This window comes from uncultured Bacteroides sp., assembly GCF_947632445.1.
Lineage (GTDB): Bacteria > Bacteroidota > Bacteroidia > Bacteroidales > Bacteroidaceae > Bacteroides.
Genome location: NZ_CANRPM010000064.1, coordinates 1 through 14,929, shown reverse-complemented (window position 1 = coordinate 14,929; position 14,929 = coordinate 1). Strand labels below are relative to the sequence as shown.

8 protein-coding genes are annotated in these 14,929 nt (G+C 47.4%); 4 read left to right on the top strand and 4 right to left on the bottom strand.

Annotated features, from left to right (window positions below):
- Nucleotides 1–525: 525 nt before the first annotated feature.
- Nucleotides 526–4,959: a two-component regulator propeller domain-containing protein gene (locus tag Q0Z70_RS11060; RefSeq protein WP_298074509.1), complete on the bottom strand. Its 4,434-nt coding sequence runs from the start codon at nucleotides 4,957–4,959 to the stop codon at nucleotides 526–528.
- A gap of 81 nt (nucleotides 4,960–5,040) precedes the next feature.
- Between Q0Z70_RS11060 and Q0Z70_RS11055 the strand changes: the two genes are divergently transcribed.
- Nucleotides 5,041–6,225, top strand: a complete 1,185-nt coding sequence (locus Q0Z70_RS11055; protein ID WP_298074508.1) for an alpha/beta hydrolase family protein — start codon at nucleotides 5,041–5,043, stop codon at nucleotides 6,223–6,225.
- 112 nt (nucleotides 6,226–6,337) lie between these two features.
- On the opposite strand, the gene Q0Z70_RS11050 is transcribed toward Q0Z70_RS11055, so the two are convergent.
- Genes Q0Z70_RS11050 through Q0Z70_RS11040 form a run of 3 tightly spaced genes read right to left on the bottom strand, consistent with a single transcriptional unit; the run spans nucleotide 6,338 to nucleotide 10,320 of the window.
- Nucleotides 6,338–8,089: a pectinesterase family protein gene (locus Q0Z70_RS11050; RefSeq protein WP_298074512.1), complete on the bottom strand. Its 1,752-nt coding sequence runs from the start codon at nucleotides 8,087–8,089 to the stop codon at nucleotides 6,338–6,340.
- A 53-nt stretch (nucleotides 8,090–8,142) separates the two neighbouring features.
- Nucleotides 8,143–9,084, bottom strand: coding sequence for a pectinesterase family protein (locus Q0Z70_RS11045; RefSeq protein WP_298074511.1), 942 nt, complete (start codon nucleotides 9,082–9,084; stop codon nucleotides 8,143–8,145).
- Nucleotides 9,085–9,135: 51 nt separating this feature from the next.
- Nucleotides 9,136–10,320 carry a glycoside hydrolase family 88 protein gene (locus tag Q0Z70_RS11040; protein ID WP_298074510.1) on the bottom strand — a complete coding sequence of 395 codons (1,185 nt, stop codon included), beginning with the start codon at nucleotides 10,318–10,320 and terminating at the stop codon, nucleotides 9,136–9,138.
- Between the two features lie 335 nt (nucleotides 10,321–10,655).
- Between Q0Z70_RS11040 and Q0Z70_RS11035 the strand changes: the two genes are divergently transcribed.
- The 3 genes from Q0Z70_RS11035 to Q0Z70_RS11025 all read left to right on the top strand — a co-directional run bounded on the left by Q0Z70_RS11035 (nucleotide 10,656) and on the right by Q0Z70_RS11025 (nucleotide 14,708).
- On the top strand, nucleotides 10,656–12,029 hold the full coding sequence (locus tag Q0Z70_RS11035; RefSeq protein WP_298074507.1) for a PTS transporter subunit IIC: 1,374 nt from the start codon (nucleotides 10,656–10,658) through the stop codon (nucleotides 12,027–12,029).
- Nucleotides 12,030–12,065: 36 nt separating this feature from the next.
- The gene (gene kduI, locus Q0Z70_RS11030; RefSeq protein ID WP_298074506.1) at nucleotides 12,066–13,022 is read left to right on the top strand and encodes a 5-dehydro-4-deoxy-D-glucuronate isomerase; all 957 of its coding nucleotides are present in this window, start codon (nucleotides 12,066–12,068) and stop codon (nucleotides 13,020–13,022) included.
- A gap of 141 nt (nucleotides 13,023–13,163) precedes the next feature.
- Complete coding sequence (locus Q0Z70_RS11025; RefSeq protein ID WP_298074505.1) at nucleotides 13,164–14,708, top strand: MFS transporter; 1,545 nt, start codon at nucleotides 13,164–13,166, stop codon at nucleotides 14,706–14,708.
- Nucleotides 14,709–14,929 lie beyond the last annotated feature (221 nt).

Genomic DNA, 14,929 nt, shown 5'->3' with positions numbered 1-14,929 from the left:
TGTGCGCTTAACGTACTTTGTTTCTGTCTTTTCCATAATGTTACTTTTTGTTGTAACGCTATTTCAGGACTAGACAGGATGATCACAAAAAAGGGAGGACAACAAACATCCTCCCTTTTTTATCAGCTATCTTGTCTATGAAAGCTCCCAAGTCACTTTGAAAATAATCCGGAAGGGCCCAAAATAGTCCTGTCAACAAAATAAGCTGATTATCAATGGATTTTGTTGACAGGACTATTTTACCCGTGCCAATGCCCCGTTTTTTCTTCCTTTTTTCTTTACGTGCAGTTCTTTCTACCTGACACCGTGCTTGCTGACCCTCTGACGAAGTGCTTCATCACCTCCTCATACAGCACTGCATGACACCCTCACGCAGCGCTGCGTCGGGACTTCAGGAAGTGCTACGTGGCGGCGAAAGGGAATAAAATGAAAATAGCAATAAATGGCAGGATTGGTTCATCCTTTGGACGCCTTTGGGAAATGGAAAAATATGGCGCAATTTCGGATGATTACAAATCATCTATTTCAATGCTGCTTTTTTCTTCTTGTTTCCTTATATTCCGTTGGCGTCATCCCCATCTTCTGCTTAAAACACTTGCTGAAGTAACGGGGATCATTGATGCCAACCATATATGCAATCTGAGTCATGGAAAACTCACCGGTTTCTATTAACTGAACAGCACGATTAATACGCACTTCCTTGATAAATTCCACAGGAGCCAAACCTGTAAGCGTTTTTAACTTCTTGAAAAAAACCGAACGGCTCACAGCCATGTTCTGTACCAAGTCGTCAACAATCAGGTCACCGTTATCCATGTTTTTCTCCATCAATTCCATCAACTTGTCCATAAACTTACGATCGTTTGGCGACATTTCAGGAACCCTTTCCTCTTCGTGCACTTCCTCCACCGACGTCATGCTTCCGGCATTCATCAACTGTTCACGATACAGTTCCTGAAGTTTCTGCCTGCGAAGCAGGATATTCTTCACACGAGCCTTCAGATAAGTGGCACTGAAAGGTTTCGTAATATAGTCATCGGCACCATACTCCAAGCCTTCCAATTTACTTTCTATCGCAGTTTTGGCCGTAAGTAGAATCATTGGGATATGGCTGGTAGTCATCTCACAGCGTAGTTCTTTCATCATCTCAAGGCCGTCTTTCTCGGGCATCATAACATCGCTAATGATAATATCCGGCACTAAATTCAAAGCTTTGTCAAAGCCTTCTACTCCATTCGCAGCTTCCACAACCCGATAATCAGATACAAAAATACTGCGAAGGAACGAACGCAATTCTGCATTGTCTTCAACCAGCAGCATCAGGCTCTTTACCGGATCTCCCTCGTCAAGATGTGTATCTTCATGCAAAGCCTGGAATACCGACATTGTAACCGATGAAGAGTTTACTTCAGATACGTTCAAATCGCTCTGCAATATTTCTACCGTCTCGTCATAATGTTCCTTCCCTTTTAGAAAATCAACTCGGAAGCAACTGCCTTCACCCAATTTACTATCCACAGAAATGCTTGCTTTGTGCATCTCTACCAGTTCACGCACCAAAGACAAGCCGATACCCGAACTGGATTGGTTAAACAGATTGGTATCCACCAGATTCTCAAAACGGACAAACAAGGATTTCTTTTTGTTTTCTGCAATTCCGATACCCTGATCCTGAACGCCAACAGCCACCGTCTGCTCATTTTCACGCACAAACACAGTAATCATTTTTCCCTCAGGAGTATATTTAAAGGCGTTCGACAATAGATTGTAAACAATCTTTTCATACTTATCAATATCTACCCACAGATAGATTGTTTCCTTCTCCGTTTCGAACAAGAAATCAATGTGATGCTCCTCAGCCAGCGCCTCGAAATTTCCCATGATCTTACGAGTGTAATTCACAACTTCTACATGTTGGACTCGCATCTTCATCTTCTTATTCTGAATCTTACGGAAATCCAATATTTGATTAATCAGACGTAACATACGATTGGAATTCCGCTCGACTACCATCAATTGCTCTCTGGCATCAGCAGGCAAAACGGTATTCTCCAATACATATTCCAACGGACCAGATATCAACGTCAACGGAGTGCGTAACTCGTGCGAAATATCTGTGAAGAAACGCAACTTCATATTAGTCAGCTGCTGTTCCATCACGACCTTGTGTTTCAGCCGATAGATCGTAAACAGAATATATACTGCTGTCACCATAATCAACAAGAGGAAAAACACGTACAGGAAATAAGCAAAAGGAGTTTCCCAAAAAGAAGGAAGTACCTCAATATCCAACGTGCGTATATTGTCGGACCACACACCATCTGCGTTAGTCGAACGAACCTTAAACACATAGTGTCCCTTGGACAGATTGGTATAAGTAGCCGTCCGTTGCTTTCCCACATAATTCCACGTTTTCTCGAAACCATCCAACATGTAGGCATATTGAATATTGGAAGGGGCCGTAAAGTCCAATGCGGCATACTGGATCGTGAAGATATTCTCTCTATGAGATAACTGCAATTCATCCACAGCGTCGAGTGTACGCTTCAAAAGCGAATGTTCCCCTGGGGAGACCCGTTCATTGGCCAGCAATAATTGCGACAAGACAATAAGAGGTACGTAAATACTCTTCTGGATGGAATCGGGGTTAAAATAAAAAATGCCACGATTGGTTCCAAACAGCATATCTCCATCGGAAGCATACGCCGAAGCAGCCTCACTGAAACGAATACTGGAGTTGCTATACTTGTTCTGAAAGTTTTCAAAACGTTCCAAGTCGGGAGTAAATTTACTCAGACCATTCTCTGTACTGATCCACAACTGTCCTTTCTTGTCCTCCTGAATGGAGAGCAAAATGTCCGAAGGAAGGCCGTCACGCACAGTATATGCCTTAAAACGAGCCTGTCCACTATCATTCAAATCAACCAATTGATTTAATCCACCTCCAAAAGTGGCCACATAGAGTTCTCCCTCCCGTGTAGGTTTAATCCAATGAATATCATTATTGCTCAGTGCATTAGCCTTTTCAGGCGCACGCAGATAATGATAAAATCTGGCATCTTCAGGACGTTCAAAACTCTCGTTTAACATAAGCAAACCTACGGTAGTACCTATCCAAAGATGTCCTTTTGAGTCGCCCGTAATGCAACGTACTTTACTACAATACTTGATGGGAAAATTCTTCAGATTGTTACGATGGCTGATGAAGATTTCCTTCCCTTCTGCATTGTGCGTCAGATAGCTGACTCCGTTAGCAAATGTTGCCATCCACATACGCCCCTGATGATCTTCATAAATGCAATAGACATTGTCGTCCGACAGGCTGTAGACATCATCGGCACTATAACGATAGCGCGTCAGCTTATAACGAAGCTTTCCGGGCATAGGCTCAGCCTTCACCACTCCTGCCCCCTTCGTCGCTATCCAAAGATTGTCTTTACTGTCCTGCATGACGTAATAAGTATTGCCAAACAGAGGCTTGCCACTCTTAGCCACCGTGCCGGCTTCTGTCAGGTAGCCTATTTCTTTCCTATTCCTGTCATATACACGCAGCATGCCGTCCTTCAGTCCAACCCACATGTTGCCGTCCTTATCCTCACAGAGCGCACGCACTTCGTTACTCAAAGACTCGTAGGAATGATTGACCAAAAATAACAGGCGAAAACGCTCTGTACGAAACGTCACCTTTTCCAACCCTTTGGAATGGGTACACATCCACAAATTACCCTGACGATCGGAGAAGGCTGAATGTATCTTGTTGGAGAAACGCCAGTTTTCGCCCGTCATGCTATTGTAAAACGGACGCAGGCAGTTGTTTTTGCGGTCGAAATAAGAAAAACCACCTCCATAAGGATGCACCCACAGCATACCGAAAATATCTTCATGGATGTGGAAAGCCGGACGTGAACGATCGGTATTGGTAGGTTCGGCATACATTTTCTCACACTTCAGCTTGCGGGTATAGGGATTGAAATGAGCCACTTCACCCACAACTTCCTGTTCAAACCAGATTTCATCGGACGAATCCTTATAGATAGCCTTAATCTTTTCGGAAGGCAAACTATCCGCCGAATAATGAGCCACTTCGTCTACAGGCAGGCGACAAACAAAAAAACCGTCAGAAAGAGTCGAGATAACAACTTGCGAAAGTTTTTTCAGATATTTAATGCCACTGATGCGTGAAGCAGCATCAAGCTGAACCGGGTTGAACGTCTTTGTATTCTTCTGATATACCCAAACGATACCATTGTCCGAACCAAAAAGAAGATAGTCGCCACAATCTTCCATAGCATAGAAACCTGGGGGATGCCTGCTTCCACCATTTTCAAAATAAACGACAGGTATCGACGAGCCTGAAGTAAAACAAACCAAGCCGTTATCCGAAAGAACCCATTCACAACTGTCCGCACGACAAACATCAAACACATGAGAGAACTGCAACTCTTCCGACGTCGGTGAATACCAAGCGGTAGTCATCCGATAACTCGCTGAATCGGTTGTCACACGAATTGCGCCTTCACGTTTGCTCAGCAACCAGACCGTACCGTCCGCCAACACCTTAATGGAAGAGACCGCCATCTGACTGCCCGGTTCTTCTTCAGCAGGTACAGATTCGAAGACTTCCGTGCGAGGGTCGAAACGAAAAGCCCGCTCGTCATAAGTCTGAACCCAAATAAAGCCATAACGGTCCTCCTCCATGTGGTCCACCCGATTGCTGGTCAAGGCTATCTGGTTGTCCAGACGTGCTTTGTATGTTTTGAAAGTATAGCCGTCGAACTTGTTAATGCCATTCCAAGTGGAGAACCACATGTTGCCACGACTATCCTGCAACATGCCCATGACCGTGTTTTCGGACAAGCCATCATCCGATGAATAATGCGTAAAAGAACCCTCCGGCTGTGCTTTCAGGAAGGAAGCCGTCAGAACGGCCAGTATCAGATATAACCACCTTTGCTTCATAGTATAGCGAATATATGGATGCAAATATAAGGATTTCAGGGAAAAAACATTATTTTTGTCACACGAAAAAACTTCTCCAATATGAAATACATACTTCTTCCTCTGTTGTTCGCTTCACTCTTGAGCCTTTCAACTGCTTCTGCACAGACGGACAGCGCGGCCTATGAAGTGACCGCCAACATGCCTGTTTTCTACCGACAAATGAAGCAACAGCTCACCTATCCCCTGGCATGGGGAAAGGCAAAAGAAAAAGACTTTGCGAAATGGAAAGCACAAGCACGCCACGTATTGGCCGAATGTACGCAGAACATCCAACCCGCCCCAAAAGCGTATGCCATGGAAGTGACCGACCGCGAACAGCGCGAAGGTTACGAAGCCTGCAAGATACGCTTCAATCTCTCCGAATGGAGCCGCGTCCCTGCCTATCTGCTTGTTCCTGAAGGGAAAGGGCCTTTCCCTGCCATCGTCCTGCTACACGACCATGGCGCCCATTTCTCCATCGGGAAAGAAAAGATGGTGCGCCCTTTCCACGTCGCACCCGAAGTCATGGAGGATGCCGACAAATGGGCTAAGCAATGTTATGACGGCCAATATGTGGGCGGCTACCTGGCCCGACACGGCTATGTCGTGCTGACCGTAGACGCCCTCTTCTGGGGAGAGCGTGGACGAAAGGAAGGGGCAAGCTACGAGGCACAGCAGGCTTTGGCGTCCAATTTCCTGCAGATGGGTGCTTCGTGGGGTGCCTTCATCAACGTGGACGACATGCGAAGTGCCGAGTTCCTGGCCTCCCTGCCCTTTGTAGACAAAGAGCGAGTGGGTAGTTTGGGCTTCTCGATGGGAGCCTATCGCTCGTGGATGCTGGCTGCCATGACCGACGTTGTACGCGCATCGGCCTCCGTCTGCTGGATGAACACGACCGAACATCTTATGACCCTGACCAACAATCAGAACAAAGGCGGATCGGCCTACGCCATGCTGATACCCGGACTGCGCCGTTATCTGGACTATCCACACGTGGCCAGCCTTGCCTGCCCTAAGCCGACTCTCTTCTTCAACGGCACGCGAGACAAGCTTTTCCCCGTAGAGGGTGTGAAAGACGCCTACCAGGAGATGGAAATCGTGTGGAAAAGTCAAGGGGCATCCGACCGCCTCGTGACAAAGTTATGGGATGAAAAGCACTTCTTCAGCAAGGAGATGCAGAAAGAAACGCTGGAGTTCTTCGACCGCTGGCTAAAGCCCCATATATCGCAAGCAAGCTGTTTATAATAGGAAAAGGCCCTCTTACAATCTGTAAAAGAGCCTTTTCCTATTCCCAAAACAATGCTTTTCACCAACTATAACATAGTTTCTTTTTGACCGAAGCAGGCAACTGACTCCTTCAGCGTTTGATATTCAGCAGAGCGTTTCCGTTCGCCACCGGATTCCAACCGTCCGTACCTGCCAAGACATCTTCCATAGCAAATCCTTCCAAACTATGCAGCTGGTGCGAGAAAGAAGCGCGTGCTTGGGGGGCAGCACCTGCGCCACGACTCTGATATTCGGCATAGAAGACGGTCCTTTCGGCCTCTTTCTTCCCCCAGTTATCCCATCCAGCAGGCAGAATGTGGCCGCCCAGGTCGCAACGGACAAACACGGCCTGTGCATAAGGACGCCAAGGACGAGACAGATAGACGTCGGTCACGCCCTCGCTGGCCGTCAGACGGCAATCGTAGAAGACGTAGCCATACTTTTGTCCCTGGTCGGTAGAAGGAGCTGTGACGTAGCCTTTCGTCTTGTTATGGATGTGGCAACGGTTGAATACGGCTGTAGACCATCCGAAGATGAAGTCTACCGTCCCCTCGATATAGCAATCTTCATAATATTGGCGGCAGCCTTTCCCATAAGTGTAAAGTGTGTCTTGCCAGCCCAGGAAGCGGCAGTTCTTGAAATAGACACGGTCGGCACTGACGAAACAAGCCACGGCCTGTCCAACCGGACCGGTGGTATTCTCGAAAGTGATGTTTTCGGCATAAAAGTCGGGAGCATAGATATAGCAGGAGGCAGAGCCCGATGTGCCCGTCTTCTCTCCGAAACGGTTTGGCTTGTCGGCATAGTCATCGTAGGAAAGGATGGCTCCGTCCTCACCTGTCAGCGAGAGGTTTATCTTACTGGCAGGTATCACAATCTTCTCCTTATACACACCTTGCTTGACAAGAATGGTAGTACGGACATTCTTACGGAAGTCGGGCACGGCATTGATAGCCTCCTGTACGGAGAAGAAATCACCCGAACCGTCTTTGGCTACTACAAAATCATAGTGCCTGACGTAAGGTTTCAACGCGGGCACCACCTTGATTACTTCCTGCACGGCCAGCCAAGCCACAGTTGCGGCTCCGCAAACGTTCAGGTGTGTGTTGTCCTCGCGTCCTTTGGGCAAGGCAGGCACTGTATTGGGAGCCACCCATACGAAGAGCTGCTTGGAAGCTTCGGGCCCCATCTGCTCCACCAGATTATGGGTGACACGATTGAGATCTACAAAAGGAACTTCCAATTCACGAGCCACGTTGCGCGGCGAATCCAAATAAGCCCCATGAGTATCTATCAGCTTAGCATTCATCTGTGTATTTTCTTGGGAAGCATTCGGATCGACACCGGTACGCATATCATCCTGAACAACGGCCTTTGCCACCGCATCGGCATTGGCTTCGCCAAAATTGCGGCGGACAATGGAATTGAACAAAACAGGGATGGCACCCTTGGCACGAGCTTCTTCGACAAAACGTTTCAGGTTGGCATCGAAAGTCGTACCAGGGTCGGTATGGCGTTTTTCGTCGGGCTTTTCGTCGTTGTGTCCAAACTGAATGAACACGTAGTCGCCCGTCTTCAACTTTGCCAGCACTTTGTCCCAACGGCCTTCGTCGATGAAGCTCTTCGAGCTGCGCCCGTTGACGGCATGGTTGTCTATCACAATGTCTTCCGAAAAGTAGCGGGAGAGCATCTGTCCCCATCCCCGCTCAGGATTTCCACCCTCCAGCGACTTATTAGCCATGGTGGAATCACCGATGGTAAAGATAGTAATAACTTGCCTTTCCGACGTAAAAGCCGAAAACATCAGGAGCAAGCCCAACAATATAATCAATCTCGTTTTCATCATGTTGTCTTTTTAGTAAGTTAATAAAAAATCATTTTCTAATTGGATAAAAATCAATGTTTTATAGACGCTTCAACGGGTTGCCAGTCGTTGCAAAATCCGAAGACATACGCCCAATCATCATAGCGGGCCGCTTCTTCGGATGTCAATATCCGTGCCCACTTCACACGGCCTGCCTGTTTTGCCCCTTCGCCCCTGTTACCGTATTCGGCATAGCGGGCGGTCTTTTCGTTCTCGGCGTTACGCCAGTTATCCCAACCGGCAGGACAAATATGCTTTCCCATATCGCATCCGATAAAGACCGTTGCCGCATAGGGACGCCAAGGACGACCCAGATAAACCTTATCCACCCCTTCGGCAGCCGTCAGCTTGCAATTTCTGAAAACATACCCCACCGCTACATCGGCAGGTGTAGAAGCAGCTGTAATGTAGGAGTTGCGTTTACTATGGATGACGCAATCTTCGAACAAAGCCGTCGAAGGGCCGAAAATAAAGTCGGTCGTCCCTTCGATATAGCAGTTCAGAAAGTAAAGCCGTGTGCCTGCCACACCTATATAAACAGTATCCTGATTGCCTAAGAGGCGACAATTTACAAACATCAGGCGGTCTCCCTCCGTATGGAGCGCTACAGCCTGTCCGATTTGCGCCGCATTGTTCTCGATAGTCAAATCCTGAAAGGTGATGTCGTTACCCTCCACCTTCAGCGTATAGGTGCGGAAAGTCCCCATCCTGTTGATATTGGCATGGTCGTCGTAGGTAATGACAGTACCTTCTGCACTCTCGCCCACAAAATCCACATGCTGCACCCACGAGGGAACAATCACTTTCTCCTTATACACGCCGTTCTTGATAAGCACCGTCACCTTATAGTCCATAAAGGCACGGATGCCCTCCATCGCTTCGGTCAGAGTACGATAATCGCCCGTACCATCACGAGCCACTATAATTGTATCTTTCCACTGTCCTGCGGCCTGTATGGAAGTACCGGCAAGCATCAATACCGCCAACACAACATGCAAATAGTTTTTCATCTGGTTTCCTTCCCTCTATTCTTGGTTGACAATTCCTTTTACATCCTGCAAATGTTCCCATTCAAGGCTGGCAAGGATGAAGGGGCCTACTGCCTTCGGATCGTTGTCGCGTACCTGCTCATGGATATAATAGTCGTAGTCGCCCGAGCGGTAGTTCTTTCCGCCCAAGCCGGCCACAGCACAAGCTTTAGTGATGCTGACCAATCCTTTCTCGTCCACTTCGATGAAATGATCCAAGATGCCCTGATAACCTTTCAATGCCACTTTCAGATATGACTTGTCTACATACCCTTTGCGTACCGCCTTGAAGAGCGAATAAACAAACATCGTCGAGCAGGAAGACTCCAAATAATTGCCCGGCTCGCCACTCTTGTCCAAAACCTGATACCACAAACCTGTTTCCTCATCCTGCAAACGTTTGATTTGTGAAGCCAACTGGTTCAGCACCACCAACATCGAGTCGCGTCCCGCCTCGTGGACAGGAATAAAGTCGAGAGCATCGACAAAAGCCATGACATACCATCCCATGGCACGTCCCCAGCTATGCAACGACCGCCCTGTCAAAGGATCGGCCCACCGCTCCTTGCGGCTAACATCGCAGGCATGTTTGAACAAATCCGTCTGAGGGTCATACGTATGACGGGCAGCCATCAGAAACTGATTGACCACGTCTTGATAAGCATCCACTTCATTGTTGCGACAAGCATATTCAGCATAGAAGGGAGCACCCATATACACACCATCGAGCCACACCTGGTTCGGATAGACCTTCTTATGCCAAAAGCCACCATCGGCATTGCGCGGATGTTCTTCGAACTGGCTTCGGAGCAAGTCCAATGCTTTCTTATACTTCACATCTTTGGTCTGTTCATAGATGCGGAAAAGGATTTTCCCTGAATTTACACGGTCGAGACTATACTCTTCCAGCTTATACATCTTGATGGTGCCGTTGTCGTTGACCATCGTATCGACGTAAGCCAAGGCATAGTCATAAAACTTCTTGTCACCATAGCGGTCGTACACGTCGAGCATAGCCTGAAGTTCCAACCCATGACAATAGTCCCACTTCAACTTCGGCTGGAAATCGAGCTGCCAGGACTCCGGCCAACGTATCATCTCCGATTCGGCCATACGAACCGACCAAGGTTGGTCAATCTTTACATTTTGTGCTCCGGCGGAGGCAGAAGCAAGACACAACATTCCCGAAACAATGAAACGGGCAATCGATTTTCTTTTCATGAAATTAATTGTTCAATTTGTATTTAGACTTGAATTCTTTTACGAAACAAAAATACGCTTTTCAAATTGAAAACATGTGCATTTTTTTGTCCTTGTTAGTGCATTATTTGGTTTTCGTGCACGGAAACGAGCAATTTTGTGCACGTAAACGATAAAAAAGGACTAAAATCGTTCTTTTTTCCAATAATTAAAGATTTTCTTTTTTGAATAATAAAGAAAAGAGCTAAATTTGACACCGGATTTTCATTCAAATTCTTACAAAACATTAATTTAATCATAATCAAAAACAAAAGAGAATGGAACAAGTTTTCGGATATATCATTAGTCTTGGAGCATCGGTCATGATGCCTATTATCTTTACAATTATCGGTTTATGTATCGGGATGAAATTTGGAAAGGCACTGAAATCAGGCCTTTGTGTGGGAGTCGGTTTCGTGGGCTTGGGTGTAGTTACCGCCTTGCTGACTACCAACTTCGATAATCCCCTGAAAGCCATTTCCGACCTCTATCATTTGCAGCTGAACGTTTTCGATATGGGATGGCCTGCCGCAGCTGCCGTAGCCTACAACACGGCCGTAGGTGCACTGATCATCCCTATCTGTCTGGGCATTAACCTGCTGATGCTTATCACCAAGACCACCCGTACAATAAATATCGACTTGTGGAACTACTGGCATTTCGCCTTCATCGGTGCTGTAGCCTACTTCGTTATGGGCGAAAGCCTGGCATGGGGCTATTTTGCCGCCATCATCTGCTATGTCATCACATTAGTATGTGCCGACCTGACAGCCGAGAAATTCCAAAAATATTATGATTTGAATGGAATTTCCATTCCTCAGCCTTTCTGCCAAAGTTTCGTACCTTTCGCCATCCTCATCAACAAGGCGCTGGACATGATTCCCGGCTTCTCCAAATTGGACATTGACGCCGACGGCATGAAGAAAAAATTTGGAGTGATAGGTGAACCGCTCGTACTGGGTGTCATCGTGGGTATGCTCATCGGATGGGCCGCCCAGCTGGACATCAAGAAAGTGCTTTTCTTGGGCATCACGATGGGAGCTGTGATGGAGCTTATCCCCCGCATCACTTCCCTCTTCATCGAAGGCCTGAAACCTATCTCCGAAAAGACTTCCGAACTGGTGAAGACTAAATTCAATGGAAAGAAAGTGCATATCGGTATGAGCCCTGCTTTGGTTATCGGCCACCCGGCTACCCTCGTGGCATCTGTTATCCTGATCCCCGTCATCCTCGCATTAGCCGTATTCCTGCCCGGTAACCAATTCCTTCCACTGGCTTCGCTGGCAGGTATGTTCTACCTCTTCCCTATGGTATTGCCCTTTACGAAAGGCAACGTACTGAAGACATTGATTGTAGGCTTGGCAGCACTCATTGTCGGACTTTACTTCGTGACCGACATGGCCCCCGACTTCACCTTGGCTGCCAACAATGTATATGCCGAAACACATGACCCTACAGCCCATATTCCTGATGGATTCTCGGGCGGTGCCCTCGACTTTGCTTCTTCTTTCTTCGGATGGACCATCTATCGAGGCATCAAACTTTCGTATGTAGGTGGTGCTGTACTCGCTCTGATAGCTATTGCCCTGATGCTCATCAACCGACGCATTATCATCCGCAGCGAGAAAGAAGCCAAACAAGCAACTAAATAAGAAAGAAAATTTTATTTAATAGTTTATATACTGAATATGAAAAAGTTAGCAATTGCAATGATGTTAGGCGTCGCTGCCGTTACGGCCAACGCCCAAATGAATTACAAAGTACAGACCGCCTGCCATCCGCTGGACGTAAAGCACTATGACACAGAGCGTCTGCGCAGTTCTTTCATGATGGAGAAAGTAATGGCTTCCGATGAGATCAACCTGACTTATACTCTCTACGACCGCCTGATCTATGGTGGTGTAATGCCTGTCAACAAGGTTCTGAAGTTGGAAACTTTCCGCGAACTGGGTCCTGAAATCACTTACTTCCTCGAACGTCGCGAATTAGGCGTCATCAATATCGGAGGTGACGGCGTCGTTACCGTTGACGGTAAGGAATACCCCATGAAATATAAAGAAGCCCTCTACATAGGTTGCGGCAACAAGGAAGTGACTTTCAAGAGCAATGACGCCACGAAGCCGGCCAAGTTCTACATCAACTCGGCGCCCGCTTACAAGCAGTATGTTACCCAACTGATTACAACCGATGTGAAAGCCCAGAAGGCTGAACCCAAGAAATATGCCCTCGCCATCTCCGACCACTATGGCAAAATGGAAGACAGCAACGACCGCGTAGTGAACCAGCTCATCGTAAAAGATGTCTTGGAAAGAGTGAAGGACGGCGGTACCAACCAGCTCCAGATGGGGCTGACCGAACTGGCTCCCGGCTCTGTATGGAACACCATGCCTGCCCATACACACACCCGTCGTATGGAAGCCTACTTCTACTTCAACGTATCCGAAGGTAACGCTATCTGCCATCTGATGGGCGAACCTCAGGAAGAGCGCCTCGTATGGCTGCACAACGAGCAGGCCATCGCTTCACCCGAATGGAGCATCCACGCTGCTGCGGGTACCAGCAACTATAGCTTCATTTGGGGTATGGGCGGTGAAAACCTGAAATACAGCGACAAAGACGAAATCAAATATTTGGACATGAAATAATCAATAACGACAAATGGGCGTAGGCTGATACAGGTCTACGCCCATTTTTGTCATTTTATACAGTATTTCCACCAATTATTGCACAAAGGGCTGATACGAAAAGCTCTACTTTTGCAATTAGATAATAAAGAACCTACTATCATGAATACAATTCAAAATGCCGTTGGAAAAATGACCAATTACAGATGGACAATCTGTGCCATGTTGTTTTTCGCTACTACAGTAAACTATTTGGACCGCCAAGTTCTGTCACTGACATGGAAAGACTTTATTGCTCCCGAATTCCATTGGACAGATGCACACTACGGAGACATCACCGCCATTTTTTCACTCGTTTATGCCATAGCCAATCTATTCGCCGGACGTTTTATTGATTGGATGGGTACTAAAAAAGGCTACCTTTGGGCCATCGCCGTATGGTCGTTGGGTGCCTGCCTCCACGCCTTATGCGGATGGGCCACAGAGCACGTGGTAGGTATCCACAACGCAGCCGAAATGATTTCGGCCACAGGAGCCATCGCCTCCACCATTGCCATTACCAGCGTCTACTTCTTCATAGCAGCGCGTATCGTACTGGCCACAGGCGAAGCAGGCAACTTCCCTGCTGCCATCAAGGTAACGGCAGAATATTTCCCCAAGAAAGACCGTGCATTTGCCACTTCCATCTTCAACGCAGGTTCTACCATCGGCGCCCTGATAGCACCTGTCAGCATCCCGTCCCTCGCCCGCTACTTTCAAAGCATCGGCGTAGGAAACGGTTGGGAAATGGCTTTCATCGTAATCGGTGGCTTGGGCTTCATCTGGATGGGCTTATGGATGTTCATGTATAAGAAGCCTGAAGGCAATCCACGTGTCAATGCAGCAGAACTGGCATACATCAACCTGGACAAGCAGACGGAGCAACCCGCACAAAACGAAGCCGCTCCTAAGAAAGAAGAAAGAAAAATGAGCTTGTGGGAATGCTTGAAATATCCGCAGGCATGGGCCGTAGCAGTAGGTAAATTTATGACCGACGGCGTATGGTGGTTCTTCCTCTTCTGGACACCCGCCTACATCTCGGACGTCTATGGTTTCTCTTCGGACAGCAGTACAGCCCAGTTGTTGATTTTTGTACTCTATACTATCACCATGTTGTCCATCTATGGCGGCAAGCTGCCTACCATCATCATCAACAAGACAGGTTTGAACCCCTATGCTGCCCGTATGCGTGCCATGCTCATCTTCGCCTTATTCCCGTTACTGGCTCTGTTTGCCCAACCGCTGGGCGAGTATTCCTACTGGTTCCCCATCATCATCATCGGCATAGCAGGTGCAGCCCACCAGTCTTGGTCGGCCAACATCTACTCCGTTGGTAGCGACATGTTCCCCAACAGCGCTGTAGCTACCATTATCGGCTTAGGAGGAATGGCAGGCGGTATCGGTTCTTACCTTATCAACAAGGGATCGGGCATGTTGTTCACTTACGCCGCAGGTACAACCATCGTAGACGGCCAGGAGATAGAAATGACCAAAGCCCTGCTGGTACAAGGTGCCGAATACGCACAACCCGCCATGCAGTTCATGGGATTTGAAGGCAAGCCTGCCGGCTACTTCATCATCTTCTGCATCTGTGCGGTAGCTTATCTCATCGGCTGGTGTATCATGAAGATATTGGTACCTAAATACAAACCAATCGTAATAGATTGATAAAACAATGCTTTAACATCCCTATCTCATTGGGATAATGGAAGAAGAAAGGGGCTGTGTCAAATTGCCGACGCAGCCCCTTTCTCTTTTTACGATAAACAAACCTACTACTAACTTAAAAAAACAAAAAACAGGAGAATAATCTCCTGACTTCGTCACTTAAAATCAGCCACATTTATAATTGTCTTATGCATAGTATTTTATAATTTTGTGTCACCCTA

What these genes read in the sequence shown, in the direction of transcription:
- Q0Z70_RS11050 (WP_298074512.1), bottom strand. Translation starts at nt 8,089, where the DNA reads ATGAAAACGAGATTGATTATATTGTTGGGCTTGCTCCTGATGTTTTCG.
- Q0Z70_RS11040 (WP_298074510.1), bottom strand. Translation starts at nt 10,320, where the DNA reads ATGTTGTGTCTTGCTTCTGCCTCCGCCGGAGCACAAAATGTAAAGATT.
- Q0Z70_RS11045 (WP_298074511.1), bottom strand. Translation starts at nt 9,084, where the DNA reads ATGCTTGCCGGTACTTCCATACAGGCCGCAGGACAGTGGAAAGATACA.
- Q0Z70_RS11060 (WP_298074509.1), bottom strand. Translation starts at nt 4,959, where the DNA reads ATGAAGCAAAGGTGGTTATATCTGATACTGGCCGTTCTGACGGCTTCC.
- Q0Z70_RS11055 (WP_298074508.1), top strand. Translation starts at nt 5,041, where the DNA reads ATGAAATACATACTTCTTCCTCTGTTGTTCGCTTCACTCTTGAGCCTT.
- kduI (WP_298074506.1), top strand. Translation starts at nt 12,066, where the DNA reads ATGAAAAAGTTAGCAATTGCAATGATGTTAGGCGTCGCTGCCGTTACG.
- Q0Z70_RS11025 (WP_298074505.1), top strand. Translation starts at nt 13,164, where the DNA reads ATGAATACAATTCAAAATGCCGTTGGAAAAATGACCAATTACAGATGG.
- Q0Z70_RS11035 (WP_298074507.1), top strand. Translation starts at nt 10,656, where the DNA reads ATGGAACAAGTTTTCGGATATATCATTAGTCTTGGAGCATCGGTCATG.